A 13,964-nucleotide genomic window follows, 5' to 3' on the forward strand; every position below is an offset into this window, starting at 1 on the left:
GCGCGGTCAGGTCCCCACGGTGCGGGGCCAGCCACCCCAAGGCGCGTCGCACGGTGCGGGCTCAGCCCTCCCGGGCCACCAGCACCGCTGATCCCTGGCCCACGCCCACGCACATCGTGGCGAGACCGCGGCCCGACCCCGTCCGCCGCATCCGGTGCAGCAGGGTGGTGAGGATACGGGCGCCCGAGCCGCCGAGCGGGTGGCCCAGGGCGATGGCGCCGCCCGACGGGTTGACCCGCTCCGGGTCGATGCCGAGCTGGTCGACGCAGGCCAGCGCCTGGGCGGCGAACGCCTCGTTGAACTCGGCGTCGTCGAGGTCGGCGACCGTCCAGCCCGCCCGGGCCAGGACCTTGCGGGTGGCGGGTACCGGGCCGAGGCCCATCACATCGGGGTGCACACCGGCCGAGCCGCCCGCCACGTACCGTCCGAGGGAGTCGAGGCCCAGGTCCCGCAGGGCCTCCTCGCTCATCAGGAGCAGTCCGGCGGCGCCGTCGTTCATCGGGGAGGAGTTGCCCGCGGTGACCGTCCCGCCGCCGCGGAACACCGGCTTCAGCGCGGCGAGCTTCTCGTACGATGTGTCCTCGCGGATCGATTCGTCGGTGGTGACGACGACTCCGTCGGGGCGGGTCACGGGCAGGATCTCGGCGTCGAAGTGACCGCTCCCCCGGGCCTCGGCGGCGCGCTGGTGGCTGCGCAGGGCGAAGGTGTCCTGCCGGTCGCGCCCGATGCCGTGACGGGTGGCCACCTCCTCGGCGGTCTCCCCCATGGACAGCAGCCCGTGCAGGTCCCCCATCGCCGGGTTGACGAGCCGCCAGCCGAGCCGGGTGTCGACGGTCTCCATCCGGTGGGGCAGGGCCTCGTCGGGGCGTCGCAGGACGAACGGGGCGCGGCTCATGGACTCGGAACCGCCGGCCAGGACGATGTCCGCCTCACCTGAGGCGATGGCACGGGCGGCGCTGGTGACGGCCTCCAGTCCGGAGGCGCAGAGCCGGTTGACGGTGGCGCCGGGGACCGTGTCGGGCAGTCCGGCGAGGAGGGCGGCCATCCGGGCGATGTTGCGGTTGTCCTCACCGGCCTGGTTGGCGGCGCCCCAGTACACGTCGTCGACGCGGGCGGGGTCGAGGGCGGGCACCTCGGCGACGAGCCCGCGGATCACGGTCGCGGCGAGGTCGTCGGGACGTACGGCGGACAGGGCTCCCCGGAGGCGTCCGACGGGGGTGCGGCGGGCGGCGGCGAAGTGGACGGGACGCACGGTGCGGGCTCCTCCTGTGCGGGTCCGGTGGCTTCGGCCGGGCCTCGTGGGCTAGCGCTGCTAGTTTTTGACTATAGTCCCGCGTTCCGCGTCTGCGGAAGACGCCGCACCTCTCATGTCACTCCTACCCCTCCCGCAACACGTCCCGGGATGCGAACATGTCCGAACCATGACAGAGATCAGGTCACCCCTGCGTACCGTGCGCGCACTGCTGTTCGCGGTGACCTGTGTACTGCTCACGACCCTCGGACACACGCTGACCTCGGGTCATGGCATGCCGGCCGGGGTCCCCCTGGCGGCTCTCCCACCGGTCGCGGCACTCGCGTGGGCGGCGGCGGGCCGTGTTCGCGGTACGGCGGAAATCAGCCTCGCCCTGCTCGCCGTACAAGGCGCGCTGCACGCGTACTTCACCCTGGCCCTCCCCCACGGCGCGACCCCGGCGGGCCATCCGGCCGCGCACGGCGGCGGTCCGGGTGCCACCGGAGCGATGGGCGGGGCGGGCGGCGGGCATCTCGAATCCCCGCTCGGCGCCTCGCCGTTCGCGATGGTCTGCGCCCATGTGCTCGCCGCACTGTTCTGCGGGTGGTGGCTGAGCCACGGCGAGACCGCATTCCTGCGTCTGGTGCACGCGGCGGGCACCCTCGCGTTCACCCCGCTCCGGCCGCCGCTTCGCGCCGTACCGGTGCCCGCGCCCCCCGTACCCGTGGCCCGTCCCCGGCGGCGGGCCGCCCGGCCGCGCCCGCTCGACGGCCTGTTCGGCCACACGCTCGTCCGCCGGGGTCCTCCGGCGCACCGCGCAGCGAACGCCACGGCCCCGGGAGCCACTGTCTGACCTGGGGTCGCTCTCCCCCATGCCGACAACACGCTTCCGAGGATCACCATGGCCATCGACGCTCCCCCCGAGGGACGTACCGAGACCGAGCGGGAGACCGCTGCCGACTCCGGCTCCGGGTGGCGGGCCCTGCGCCCGCTCGCCCTGCGGCTCCACTTCTACGCCGGGCTGCTCATCGGCCCGTTGCTGCTGATATCCGCCGTCAGCGGACTGCTGTACGCCCTGTCCTACCAGGCCGAGAAGATCGTGTACCGGCACGAACTGACCGTGCCGGTGGGCGAACGGGCCCTCCCGCTGTCCGACCAGCTCACGGCCGCCCGGGACGCCCGCCCGGACGGAACGGTGACCGCCGTGTGGCCGGGCGCCGAGGACGACGACAGCACCCGCGTGCTGATGAGCGCTCCCGATGTCCCCGAGGGCAAGTCCCTCGCCGTCTTCGTCGATCCGTACACCGCCGAGGTGCGCGGCGAACTCGTCTCGTACGGCAGTTCCGGGGCGCTGCCCCTGCGTACCTGGCTGGACTCCCTGCACCGTGATCTGTTCCTGGGCGATCTCGGCCGCCACTACAGCGAACTCGGGGCGAGCTGGCTGTGGGTGGTCGCGCTCGGCGGGCTGCTGCTGTGGACCGGACGCAGGCGGGCGAGGAAGCGGGAGATGCTGCGGCCGGAGCCGGGCGCGAAGGGGCGCCGCCGCGTGCTGAGCCTGCACGGCTCGGTCGGGATCTGGGCCGTGACTGCCCTGGTGCTGCTGTCCGCGACGGGGCTGACCTGGTCCCGCTACGCCGGCGAGAACATCGGCGCCGTCCAGGACCAGTTGGGCGGTGCCACACCGTCGGTCTCGGCGACCTTGGAGGGCGGCTCCGGCGAACACGCGGGGCACGAGGGACATGAGGGCCACGGCAGCGGTGACACGGGGCCGCGCCGTGGCACGGACATCGGGATCGACCGGGCGCTCGGTGCCGCGCGGGAGGCCGGGATCGGCGGCAAGATGGCGATCACCCTGCCCTCGGACGGCACCGGATACGTGGTCAGGGAGACCGACGCCACCTTCCCCGTGCATCTCGACTCGGTGGCCGTCGACCCGTCCGACGGCCGTGTCATCGACGAACTCCGCTTCGGTGATTATCCGTTGCTCGCCCAGCTGACCCGGCTCGGGATCGACGCCCATATGGGGGTGCTGCTCGGGCTGCCGAACCAACTGGCGCTCGCGGCGGTGGCCCTGTCGCTGATCCTGCTCATCCTGTGGGGGTACCGCATGTGGTGGCATCGCAGGCCCACCAGGTCCCGGAGGCTGTCCGGCGGCCGTCCGGTCCCCCGGGGCGCGTGGCGGCGGGTGCCGCTGACCCTGCTGCTGCCCCTGGTGGCGGCGATGGCCCTGATCGGGTGGTTCGTGCCGCTGCTCGGCATCTCGCTGGTCGGGTTCCTGCTGATCGACGCGGTGGCCGGAGCCGTCATGAGGGCCCGCGCGACCCGGTAGGACACCGGCTCCGTCCGGGCGAGGGCGGGAGGTTCGTCCGGGGGAGCTCCGTGCGGGCCCGGCCCCGCAGATCCGTGCGGGACACCTGCCCCCGGCCTCCCGTACGGGCGGCCTGGGGGCTGCCCCCGACTCCCGTCACCCGTACGGGTGTTGGGGGCACGCGTCCGGCGACGGGTACCGTCATAACTCTTGCCAGCTTCGGTGTTCCCTGCTTGCATCCGGTTAGGAAAGTTTCCTGTCAGTTCGGTTCCCCACAACCAGACAAGGGAGACCCATGCGACCCCCACGCATGCCATGGCGGCGGCCCGCGCTCACCGCGGGCGTACTCGGCGCCGCGCTGCTGCTCGGCCTCACTCCGTCCTCCGCCTCCCCCACCCCGGCGACCGGCACCACCCAAGGCCCGGTGTCCGCCTCCGAAGCGCGGCATACCGCCGGTCAGCGACCCGCTCCTCCCGCCGCCGCCCCGGGTCACCGTCCGGCGCGGACCACCCCCGCCGGGACCAACGGGCGGCTCACCGTCTGCGGCACCAAGCTGTGCAACCGGCACGGCAACCCCGTGCAGTTGCGCGGGATGTCGACGCACGGCCTCCAGTGGTACTCCCAGTGCGTGACGAACGGCTCGCTCGACGCGCTGGCGAAGGACTGGAACGCCGATGTGCTGCGCATCTCGATGTACGTCCAGGAGGGCGGCTACGAGACCGACCCGCGCGGCTTCACCGACAAGGTCCACGCGGTCATCGAACAGGCCACGGCCCGGGGTATGTACGCCATCGTGGACTGGCACATGCTGAGCCCCGGCGATCCGAACCACAACCTCGCCCGTGCGAAGACCTTCTTCTCGGAGATCGCCGAACGGCACAAGGACAAGACCAATCTGCTCTACGAGATCGCCAACGAGCCGAGCGGGGTCTCCTGGAACACCGTCAAGGGCTACGCCGAGAAGCTGATCCCGGTGATCCGCCGCCATGATCCCGCGACCCCGGTGCTCGTCGGCACCCGCGCCTGGTCGTCCCTCGGTGTCTCGGAGGGCGCGGACGAGACGGAGATCGTGAACAACCCGGTCAACGCCCGGAACATCATGTACACATTCCACTTCTACGCCGCCTCGCACCGCGACGAGTACCTCACCACGCTCTCCCGCGCCGCCGACAAGCTCCCGCTGTTCGTCACGGAGTTCGGTACCCAGAACTACGCGGGCGAGGGCGCCGACGACTTCGCGATGGCCCAGCGCTATCTGGATCTGCTGGCCGCCAAGAAGATCAGCTGGGTCAACTGGAACTTCTCCGACGACCACCGCTCCGGCGCCGTCTTCCAGCAGGGCACCTGCGCCGGTGGCGGACCGTGGACCGGAACGGCCCGGCTGAAGCCCGCGGGTCAGTGGATTCGCGACCGCGTCAGGACCCCGGACCGCTTCCCGACCGACTGACCGACCGGCCGACCCACCTACCCGCCTACCCGCCTACCCGCCTACCCGCCTGCCAACTGGCCGACCGGCATTCCCGGCCCCGGGCCGTTGAGCCACCCCGGACCCCGTACCTCCGGTACCCCCACCGCACCGCCACCGGAGGCGCGAGGTCCGGGATTCCTCCCCCACAGCCCGCGCCCGTCCATGACCCGGGTCATGGACGGGCGCGGGTGCGTCGGTCGGCCGATGGCGGGCCAGGGGTCAGCCGGGGCCGGACCGGCCCAGGATGCCGCGTTCGTAGGCCCGCGCCACCGCGGCGGCGCGGTCGTTCACGCCCAGCTTGGCGTAGAGATGGGTGAGATGGGTCTTCACCGTGGCCTCGCTGATGAAGAGTTCACGGGCGATCTCGCGGTTGGATGTGCCTCTGGCGACCAGGGCGAGGACCTCGCGTTCGCGGGCGGAGGGAGGTTCACCGCCCGGGGAGCGGACGGCGGAGACCAGCCGGGACGCGACGGCCGGGGACAGGACCGTACGGCCTTCCGCCGCCGCGTGGACGCCCTTGAACAGTTCGTCGCGCGGGGCGTCCTTGAGCAGATAGCCCGTCGCGCCCGCCTCGATCGCGGGGAGGGTGTCGGAGTCCGTGTCCCAGGTGGTGAGGACGAGGACCTTCGCGCGGGCCCCGCGGCGGGTCAGTTCGGCGATGGCGTCCACCCCGCCGCCGCCGGGCATCCGCAGATCCATCAGGACCACGTCCGGGTCGAGTTCCGCGGTCAGCGCGACCGCCTCCACACCGTTGGACGCCTCGCCCAGCACGCTGAAGCCGGGCGCGGACTCGAACATCCCGCGCAGACCGTCCCGTACGACGGGATGGTCGTCGACGATGAGCAGGGAGATCACGGCACCGGCGGCCGGGGCACCGGCCGTGGACCGGGTCGGGCCGGGGGCCGCTCGGCCGGTCCCGGTACGGGGCGGGACACCGGGTACGCCGTCGGGCGCGTCGTCAGTCATGGCGCACCAACGGTACGCGAGCCGACACCGCCGTGCCGTAGCCGGGCTCGGACTCGACGCTGAGCGAGCCCGCGATGCGTTCGGCGCGGGCCCGCATACCGTCGAGGCCGAAGCCGCCGGTGCCGGTGCGTTCGGGCGGCGTCAGCGGGTCGAACCCCTTCCCGTCGTCGCGGACGTCCAGGGCGACCTCGTCGTCCATGAAGCTGAGTGTGACCCCGACCCGGGAGGCGGACGCGTGCTTCGACGTGTTGGACAGGGCCTCCTGGGCTATCCGCAGCAGCGTCGCCGAGACCTCCGCGTGCAGGTCCTCAGCCGTCCCCGTGAGCGTGAACTCGGCGCGGACGCCTGTCCTTTCGCCCCAGCGGTCGACCGTCTCGCGCAGTGCCTGGGGAAGCGTGTCGTGCGCCAGGCCGACCGGGGCGAGGTTCTGCACGGAGCGGCGGGCCTCGCCGAGGCTGTGGCGTGCCAGGTCGGCGGCGCGGTTCAGATGCGTGTGGGCGGCCGCCGGGTCGGGTGCGTTCGCGACGACCTGGAGCTGGGCGATGATGCCGGTCAGGCCCTGGGCGAGGGTGTCGTGGATCTCGGCGGCCAGCCGTCGGCGTTCGTCGGCGATGCCCGCCTCCCGTGCCTGGACGAGGAGCTGGGCGTGCAGGGCGGCGTTCTCGTCGAGCGCCTGCTGGAGGGCCTCGATGGTGGTCGCGCGGGCCCGGGAGCGCTCCTCCTCCTGCTGGGCGAGACGGCCGACGACGATCAGGAGCACATTGTTGGCCAGCAGCAGCCCGGCGAACACCACCCACTGCCCGGCGCTGTGGAACGGCATCCCACCGGCCTGGGCGCCCGCCACCGATACGGAGCAGGCGAAGGGGCCGATCCGCCGCAGGCGCCGCCCGGCGATCATCTCGTCGGCGTCGAAGTAGCCGGTGGACGCGTAGAACGCGAAGAACTCGTTCACCCACGTGAGCGCGAAGCCGATCGCCCAGCGCACGGCGTAATACGCCGTCGCGGTGGGATGCGGGCCCGGGTGGCGCCGTACGACGCGGCCCCACCACAGCTGGAGCACGAGAGCGGCGACGACGAGCACCGCGATCGTGCGGCGTTCGGCCGCGCCCGGGGTCAGTTCCGACGCGGCGGTCGCCAGGACCAGGGACATACCGAGCAGTGCGTACGACTGCCACTTGCGGAAGGCCGCCCAGCGCCGCTCGATGTCCATGTCAGCCGTCGTCATCGCCCCAGTCTGCACGCCCGGTCCCCTACTCCCACCTGAACCAGCGGGTGGCCGCGGCCGACAGGACGACCGTCCAGAGCGCGAGCACTCCCAGGTGGGACCAGGCGGGCCAGTCACCCGCCGCCGCCTGACCGAAGGCGACGGCCGCGGCGCCGAACGGGGTCCACTCGACGACCCGGGCGAGGACGTCCGGCATGGCCTGCACAGGCAGCCAGACGCCCGCGCAGAACAGCATCGGGAAGACCGCGGTGGAGCCGATGGCGGTCGCGGCCTTCGCGGTACGGGTCAGCGCCGACAGCAGGGCTCCCATGGCCACGGCGGCGGTGACAACGAGCACCAGCGCCAGCAGGTAACCGGCGGCCTGGCGCGGCAGCGCCACGTCGAAGGCGAGCCGGCCCAGCGCCAGGGACACCAGCGCCGACAGCAGGGCCGCGGCGCCGATCAGTCCCATCTGCGCGGACAGCAGGGCGGAGGGGGGTACCGGGGTGGTCGACATCCGGCGCAGGATGCCGCTTTCGCGGTAGCCGGTGAGGACGGGCGGCATCGCCTGGAGTCCGGCCATGATCAGCCCGGTCAGGACGGCCACGGGTACGTAGATGTCGATGAGGCGGAGGCCGCCGAGGCCGTCGTCGGCCTCCCGGAACGACGGGACGGAGCCCAGGATCGCCAGCAGCAGGGGCGGGAATCCGATGACCCAGAAGAGGGTGCCGGGCTCGCGCAGGAACAGCCGTGCCTCGGCCCGCAGCACGGCGGTGCGCGGGGAGGCGCGGCGGGAGGAGGCGTGGCCGGGGGGTGCGGCCGGCGCGGTGGTGGTCGGGGTGGTGGTCATGGGGTGGCTCCTGTGGGGCGTCCGGCGGGGTGGTTCGTCAAGGTGGTTCGTCGGGAGGCGTGTCGGTGGACGGGCGCGTGGCGGTGCGGGGGCGCGGTGGGTGTCGTGCGGGCGTCGTGGGTGGCCGTCAGGTCGCCGTACGGGTGTCGCGTGTGGTCGTCAGGTCGAGGAAGGCGTCGTCCAGCGTGGCGTCGGTGACGCGGAGCTGATGGGCCGTGATGCGGTGCCGGGCGAGGAGCGAGACGACCGCGTTGACGGTCTCGTCGCTGCCGCCGAGCGTGATCCGGCCGTCCTTGTGCGCGACGGAGGCGAGCGCGGGCAGCGCGGCCAGTTCCTCTTCGTCCAGCGGTGCCGAGGGGGTGAACGAGATGACGGTGGAGCCCGTGGCGCGGGTGATCAGCCCGCGGGGTGTGTCGAGCGCGGTGACCCGGCCGTTGTCGATGAGTGCGATCCGGTCGCACAGCCGCTGGGCCTCCTCCATGAAGTGTGTGACGAGGAGGACGGTGACGCCTTGCTCGCGGATGTCCTCGATGAGTTCCCAGGTGTCGCGGCGGGCGCGGGGATCGAGCCCGGTGGTCAGCTCGTCCAGGACGACGATCCTGGGTGATCCGATGAGGGCGAGGGCGATGAACAGCCGCTGCTTCTGGCCGCCGGAGAGCTTGGCGAAGCGGGTGGTGAGCTTGGCGGTCAGACCGAGGCGTTCGGCGAGGGGCCGCCAGTCGAGCGGGCGGGGGTAGAAGGCGGCGTACAGCTCCAGGGCCTCGCGCACGGTGAGCTTGCCCTGGAGTTCGCTCTCCTGGAGCTGGGCGCCGAGGACCCGGGTCAGCGCCGGGTGATCGGCGACCGGGTCGAGCCCCGCGACCCGGATCCGGCCCGTGTCGGGGACGCGCAGGCCCTCGACGCACTCGACGGTGGTGGTCTTCCCGGCGCCGTTCGGGCCGAGGATGCCGAAGATCTCCCCTTCCCCGACGGAGAAGGAGATGCCGTCGACGACGGTCCGGCCGCCGTAGGACTTGCGCAGGTCCTGGACTTCGATGACGGCCCCGCGGGACGTCGCGCTCGTGTTCGCCATGGTCATGGGTAGAGCGTCGTGGAGGGGCCCGGCCTGCCGCATCGCCCATCGCGCTCGAAGCGGCATCAGCCGATCGGTTGATGCGGGGGTACGACCCACAGTCGGCCGGAGCGGGTTCCCGCTGCCGCGACCCATCCCCCGGAATACCCCCTACAGGTATCGGACACTCCGGGGACGGATCTTGCTTTGGATACCGGGTGGGGGTATAAAGGAGCTCACGGGCCGGATACCCCCTGGGGGTCTGGATGAAGCCCGCCCCGCCCCATCATCCTGGAGGAACCCCTATGTCGTCCTGCTGCACCTCCGACGGCAGTTGCTCGACCGGTACGACCACGGAGACCATCACCGAGGCCCGTACGACCGTGTATCAGGTCACCGGCATGACGTGCGGCCACTGCGAGTCGTCGGTCTCGAAGGCGGTCGGCGACGTGGACGGCATCCTGTCCGTCGACGTCGACGTGAAGGCCGGTCTGGTGACCCTGCGCTCCCTGGCCGACCCGGACGACGCGCTGATCGCGAAGGCCGTGGACGAAGCCGGGTACGAGGTCACCGGCCGCGCGGCCTGATCCCCCCGCATCCCTTACAGGGCCCGGCCGGACGGCCGGGCCCTGTGGCGTTCCCGGCCCCGGCCGGGGTCCCACCATGGCGGCCGTTTCCACATTTGACGGGTATGCCATGGTTGGAGGCGTGCTCGACGACATGGACCGCAGGATCGTGCAGACCCTCACCCGGGACGGCAGAACGCCCTACACGGCGCTCGCCCGGGATCTCGGCGTCTCCGAGACGACCGTGCGGCAGCGGGTGGCCCGGCTCCAGGAGAGCGGTGCGCTGCGGATCGTGGCGCTGTGCAATCCGCTGACCCTCGGCCATCAGTCGGTGCGGCTGATGATCCGCGTCCGGGACCTCACCCCGCGCGCGGTGGCGAAGTCGCTGTCCGGGATGCCGATGATCAACCATGTGGCGCTCTGCGCGGGCAGCCAGGACATCTTCCTGGACGGCACCTGCCGTGACCAGGCGCAGCTGGTGCAGCTGCTGGACGACATCCGGATGCTGCCGGGTGTGTCCCGGGTCCAGGTGCTGCTGCTGCTCGAACTCTTCAAGGACTACTCGTGGAGCGGGCTGGCGAGCGCGGTGGGGCAGGGCGTCAGCGAGGATCCCTCGGCCTGAGCCGGTCCCCCGGACACCCGGGGCCGACCAACGCGCACCAGGGGACGGGCCTGAGCCGGTCCGCACGGCACCCGGGGCTCAGCCGGGGATGATCCGCTCCCCCGGGCGGACCGGGACCTCCCGGAAACCGGCCCAGAGGTAGGTGTCCTTGATGACCTCCAGCACGGTCAGCGCCTCCGCGTGCGCGACGCCGTTGACCCGGCGCACGCGTTCGGTGAGGAGTTCCGCGAGGTGTTCGAGGTCGCGGCAGCGCACGTCCACGATGAGGTCGTAGGGCCCGACGCAGGAGGCCACGTACCGCACCTCGGGCATCCGGGACAGCTCGCGGGCGGCCAGGGCGACGGGTATGTGGTGGATGCGTACCGCGAGGTGGACCTCCATCTCGCCCATCCGCACCGCGTCCGTCATGCCCACCACCTGGAGCACGCCCTTGCGCTGGAGCCGCTGGTAGCGGGCGCGTACGGACGCCTCGGAGAGGCCGACGGTACGGCCGATCTCGGCGAAGGAACGGCGGCCGTCCACCCGGAGCTGGTCGATGATCTGCCGGTCCAGGTCATCGATCACGGGACACCTCCGAGGAATGGGTGGTACTCCCATCCATCATCCCCCGGGCGTCAAGAGCCGACGTCACACCGGCCGCCGACTACGAGATCCGTGGAAATACCCGGCGCATTCCACGGTATTCGTTCCTTCTCCATCTTTCCGGCCACTGGCTGATGACCGACGCTGTTCTCCATCGACGAACCCCCCGCCCGGACCAAGGAGAACAGCGCATGCACACGACCCCTCCGCCCGACCGGACCCCGCGCGGGACGTCCCGGTGACGGCAGCGCCGCCGCGCTCCGCGCGCGGGGCCGCGGTGACCACGGCGCTGCTCGCGCCGGCCGGGATCACGGTGCTCGGTCTGGTGCTCGTACCGCTGATCCTGGTGGTGCGCAACAGCTTCGCCTCCGCCGACGCGTACGGCGGGGTCCAGGGCGGCTACACGCTCACGAACTACCAGGACCTGTTCGAGCCGATCTACCTCAAGGTCTTCGGCTACAGCCTCGGTATGGCGGCCCTGAACACCCTGGTCTGCCTGGTGCTCGGCTACATCGTGTCGTACTACCTGGCCGGCCGGTCCCAGCAGCGCCAGATGCTGCTCCTGCTGCTGATCATCGTGCCGTTCTGGACGGACTTCCTGGTCCGGACGTTCGCGTGGATCAATCTGCTCAGCCCCGGCGGCCCGGTCAACAGCCTCACCGACGCCATCGGCTTCACCGACGGACCCACCCAGTGGATACCGAGCCAGGGGGCCTCGTTCATCGGACTGGTGTACGCGTTCCTGCCGACGGCGATCTTCCCGATCTACGCGTCGCTGCGCGGGGTGGACAACTCGCTGGGCGAGGCCGCGCGTGACCTCGGCTGCGGCTGGTGGCGGGTGCACACCCGGGTACTGCTGCCGATCGCCCGGCCGGGGATGCTCGCCGCGGCGCTCCTCACCTTCATCCCGACCCTCGGTGTCTTCGTCATCCCCGTACTCCTCGGCGGCGGACGTGACCAGCTGGTCGGCAACCTGATCGTGACCCTGTACACCGAGTTCCGAAACCAGCCGATGGGCGCCGCGGCCTCCGTGGTCCTGCTGGTGCTGATGGTGGCCTCGATGGCGGTGTTCGGACTGGCCGCCCGGCGGCTGAGGAGGAAGACGGCATGAAGCACGCCCTCGACACCGTGACGGCCTGGCTGGCCCGGGGTGTCATCGCCTTCCTCTACATCCCGATCGTCGTCGTGGTGGTGCTGTCGTTCAACGACTCCGAGGTCACGTACAAGTGGGCCGGGTTCTCCACCCGCTGGTACGGGACGCTCGCCGACAACACCGAGCTGCTGGCCGCGCTGCGGGTCAGCGCGGAGGTCGCCCTGATCTCCGCGACCCTCGCCACCGTGTGCGGGCTGCTCTCCGCGATGGGCATGGCCCGGCTGGCCAGACGCTGGAAGACCGTGTTCTCCGGCGGACTGTTCCTGCCGCTGATCATCCCGGAGATCGTGCTGGGCGTGGCCCTGCTCTCGGTCTTCGGCGCGATGGGCGCGGACCTCGGGATGACGACCCTGGTCCTCGGCCATCTGGTGGTGACGCTGCCGTACGCGTCGCTCATCGTCCTCGGCGCGTACAACGCGCTGGACTCCTCGCTCGGGGAGGCCGCGACCGACCTCGGCTGCAACCCCTGGCAGGCGTTCCGCCGGGTGACGCTGCCGCTGCTGCGCCAGCCGCTGCTCGCCGCGTGGCTGCTCTGCTTCACCATCTCGTTCGGCAACATCGTGATGTCCACGTTCACCAACGGCATCGGCTCCACCACCCTGCCGCTGCGGGTCTACTCGATGCTCAAGGGCGGTCTGACGCCCGAGATCAACGCGCTGGGCACGCTGCTCGTGCTGTTCACGCTGCTGATCATCCTCGGTGTGGGCCTGCGCCAGATGCGCCAGGTGCTGCTCGGCGGAAAGCGCGGCTAGCTCCCCCGGCGCCCCGCCCCCGTCGCCGTTCTCCGGCACCACGGCACCACGGCCTTCCGGCCCCTTCCCAGGACCCGCACCACCCGGCCCGCTCCCCTCCCCGGCTTCCTCATTTCGCGAAAGGCACACCCTCATGCGTACGAGAAGAGTCCCCAGAACCGTCCTCGCCGCCTCCGTCGCCACCGTCACCGCGCTCGTCGTCACCAGTTGCGGCGGCTCGGGGTCCGACTCCGGCTCCGGCGGCGGGAAGAAGCTGAACATCTACGCCTGGGCCGGGGAGATCCCCGAGTCGGTGGTGAAGAAGTTCGAGGCGGAGACGGGTATCAAGGTCACCCTCGACACGTTCGACAGCAACGAGACCATGACCGCCAAGCTCAGCTCCGGTTCGGCGGGCTACGACCTGGTGGAGCCCAGCCAGTACACCGTGCAGCAGCTCATCGGGCAGAAGCTGATCCAGCCGCTCGACCACGCGCGGATCAAGGGCATGGACAACCTCGCGGAGAAGTTCCGCGACCCGTCGTACGACAAGGGCAACAAGTACAGCGTCCCGTGGATCTGGGGCACGACGGGCTTCGCGTACAACGACAAGTGCGTGGACTCGGCGACCAGCTGGAAGACCCTGTTCGACAAGAAGTACCAGGGCAAGGTCTACATGCTGGACAACATGCTGGCGGCCTACATCGCCGGTCTCCAGGTCACCGGCGCCCGCGCCACCAGCACCGACGAGGGCGAGATCAAGGCGGCCACCGAGGCGCTGGAGGACCAGAAGGACATCCTCGCGGGCTACAACTCCACCAACTACCCGCAGTTGCTGTCCACCGGGCAGGCGTGCGCGGCCCAGGCGTGGAGCGGCACGGCGATGGCGAAGGTCGTCGCCGCCAACGAGAACGTCCACTACGTCATCCCCGAGGAGGGCGGCTCGATCTGGACGGACGGGCTGTCCATCCCGAAGGGCGCGAAGAACACGGACGCGGCCTACGAGTTCATCAACTTCACGCTGCGTCCCGAGATCGCGGCCATGGCCACCGACGACGGCGGCAGCGCCAGCACCAACGCCAAGGCACGTGAGTTCATCAAGGACAAGAAGGCGCTGGACAACCCGGCCGTCTACGCGAGCGACGAGGCCATCAAGAACGCGGACTTCCTGCTCGACCCGGGCACCGCGATGAAGCACTTCCAGCAGGGCTGGACCAAGGTGAAGGCGTCCTGAC

At 71.3% G+C, this 13,964-nt stretch carries 14 protein-coding genes; 8 read left to right on the forward strand and 6 right to left on the reverse strand.

The features are described 5' to 3' along the window. Positions 1-61: 61 nt before the first annotated feature. The gene (locus tag OG711_RS05830; RefSeq protein ID WP_329558628.1) at positions 62-1,252 is read right to left on the reverse strand and encodes a thiolase family protein; all 1,191 of its coding nucleotides are present in this window, start codon (positions 1,250-1,252) and stop codon (positions 62-64) included. Positions 1,253-1,421: 169 nt separating this feature from the next. Between OG711_RS05830 and OG711_RS05835 the strand changes: the two genes are divergently transcribed. The 3 genes from OG711_RS05835 (at position 1,422) to OG711_RS05845 (ending at position 4,986) form a co-directional block, all read left to right on the forward strand. Next, a complete protein-coding gene (locus OG711_RS05835) occupies positions 1,422-2,084 on the forward strand; it encodes a hypothetical protein (protein WP_329558629.1) in 663 nt (220 codons plus the stop codon). Between the two features lie 48 nt (positions 2,085-2,132). After that, positions 2,133-3,560 (forward strand): PepSY-associated TM helix domain-containing protein, encoded by a 1,428-nt coding sequence (locus OG711_RS05840; RefSeq protein ID WP_329558630.1) that lies wholly within the window; start codon positions 2,133-2,135, stop codon positions 3,558-3,560. Between the two features lie 274 nt (positions 3,561-3,834). Further along, on the forward strand, positions 3,835-4,986 hold the full coding sequence (locus tag OG711_RS05845; RefSeq protein WP_329558631.1) for a glycoside hydrolase family 5 protein: 1,152 nt from the start codon (positions 3,835-3,837) through the stop codon (positions 4,984-4,986). 240 nt (positions 4,987-5,226) lie between these two features. Here the strand turns inward: OG711_RS05845 and OG711_RS05850 are convergent, their stop codons facing one another. The 4 genes from OG711_RS05850 to OG711_RS05865 all read right to left on the reverse strand — a co-directional run bounded on the left by OG711_RS05850 (position 5,227) and on the right by OG711_RS05865 (position 9,099). Next, a complete protein-coding gene (locus OG711_RS05850; protein ID WP_329558632.1) occupies positions 5,227-5,973 on the reverse strand; it encodes a response regulator transcription factor in 747 nt (248 codons plus the stop codon). Beyond that, on the reverse strand, positions 5,966-7,198 hold the full coding sequence (locus tag OG711_RS05855; protein WP_329558633.1) for a sensor histidine kinase: 1,233 nt from the start codon (positions 7,196-7,198) through the stop codon (positions 5,966-5,968). Before OG711_RS05855 ends, OG711_RS05850 begins: the two co-directional genes overlap by 8 nt. 25 nt (positions 7,199-7,223) lie before the next feature. Further along, positions 7,224-8,027: an ABC transporter permease gene (locus OG711_RS05860; protein ID WP_329558634.1), complete on the reverse strand. Its 804-nt coding sequence runs from the start codon at positions 8,025-8,027 to the stop codon at positions 7,224-7,226. Positions 8,028-8,154: 127 nt separating this feature from the next. Next, positions 8,155-9,099 (reverse strand): ABC transporter ATP-binding protein, encoded by a 945-nt coding sequence (locus tag OG711_RS05865; RefSeq protein WP_329563637.1) that lies wholly within the window; start codon positions 9,097-9,099, stop codon positions 8,155-8,157. A 284-nt stretch (positions 9,100-9,383) separates the two neighbouring features. Here OG711_RS05865 and OG711_RS05870 point away from each other — a divergent pair, with 284 nt between their 5' ends. Further along, on the forward strand, positions 9,384-9,665 hold the full coding sequence (locus tag OG711_RS05870; protein WP_329558635.1) for a heavy-metal-associated domain-containing protein: 282 nt from the start codon (positions 9,384-9,386) through the stop codon (positions 9,663-9,665). Positions 9,666-9,786: 121 nt separating this feature from the next. Continuing rightward, positions 9,787-10,266 carry an Lrp/AsnC family transcriptional regulator gene (locus OG711_RS05875; protein ID WP_073787090.1) on the forward strand — a complete coding sequence of 160 codons (480 nt, stop codon included), beginning with the start codon at positions 9,787-9,789 and terminating at the stop codon, positions 10,264-10,266. 78 nt (positions 10,267-10,344) lie between these two features. On the opposite strand, the gene OG711_RS05880 is transcribed toward OG711_RS05875, so the two are convergent. After that, on the reverse strand, positions 10,345-10,830 hold the full coding sequence (locus OG711_RS05880) for an Lrp/AsnC family transcriptional regulator (RefSeq protein ID WP_079184553.1): 486 nt from the start codon (positions 10,828-10,830) through the stop codon (positions 10,345-10,347). A 256-nt stretch (positions 10,831-11,086) separates the two neighbouring features. Here OG711_RS05880 and OG711_RS05885 point away from each other — a divergent pair, with 256 nt between their 5' ends. The 3 genes from OG711_RS05885 to OG711_RS05895 all read left to right on the forward strand — a co-directional run bounded on the left by OG711_RS05885 (position 11,087) and on the right by OG711_RS05895 (position 13,963). After that, the gene (locus OG711_RS05885) at positions 11,087-11,959 is read left to right on the forward strand and encodes an ABC transporter permease (RefSeq protein ID WP_241561827.1); all 873 of its coding nucleotides are present in this window, start codon (positions 11,087-11,089) and stop codon (positions 11,957-11,959) included. Continuing rightward, positions 11,956-12,753 (forward strand): ABC transporter permease, encoded by a 798-nt coding sequence (locus tag OG711_RS05890; RefSeq protein WP_073787094.1) that lies wholly within the window; start codon positions 11,956-11,958, stop codon positions 12,751-12,753. Before OG711_RS05885 ends, OG711_RS05890 begins: the two co-directional genes overlap by 4 nt. A 133-nt stretch (positions 12,754-12,886) precedes the next feature. Next, positions 12,887-13,963, forward strand: coding sequence for an ABC transporter substrate-binding protein (locus tag OG711_RS05895; protein WP_073787096.1), 1,077 nt, complete (start codon positions 12,887-12,889; stop codon positions 13,961-13,963). The last annotated feature ends 1 nt before the right edge of the window (position 13,964 follow it).

It is taken from the genome of Streptomyces uncialis (genome assembly GCF_036250755.1).
GTDB classification, from domain to species: domain Bacteria; phylum Actinomycetota; class Actinomycetes; order Streptomycetales; family Streptomycetaceae; genus Streptomyces; species Streptomyces uncialis.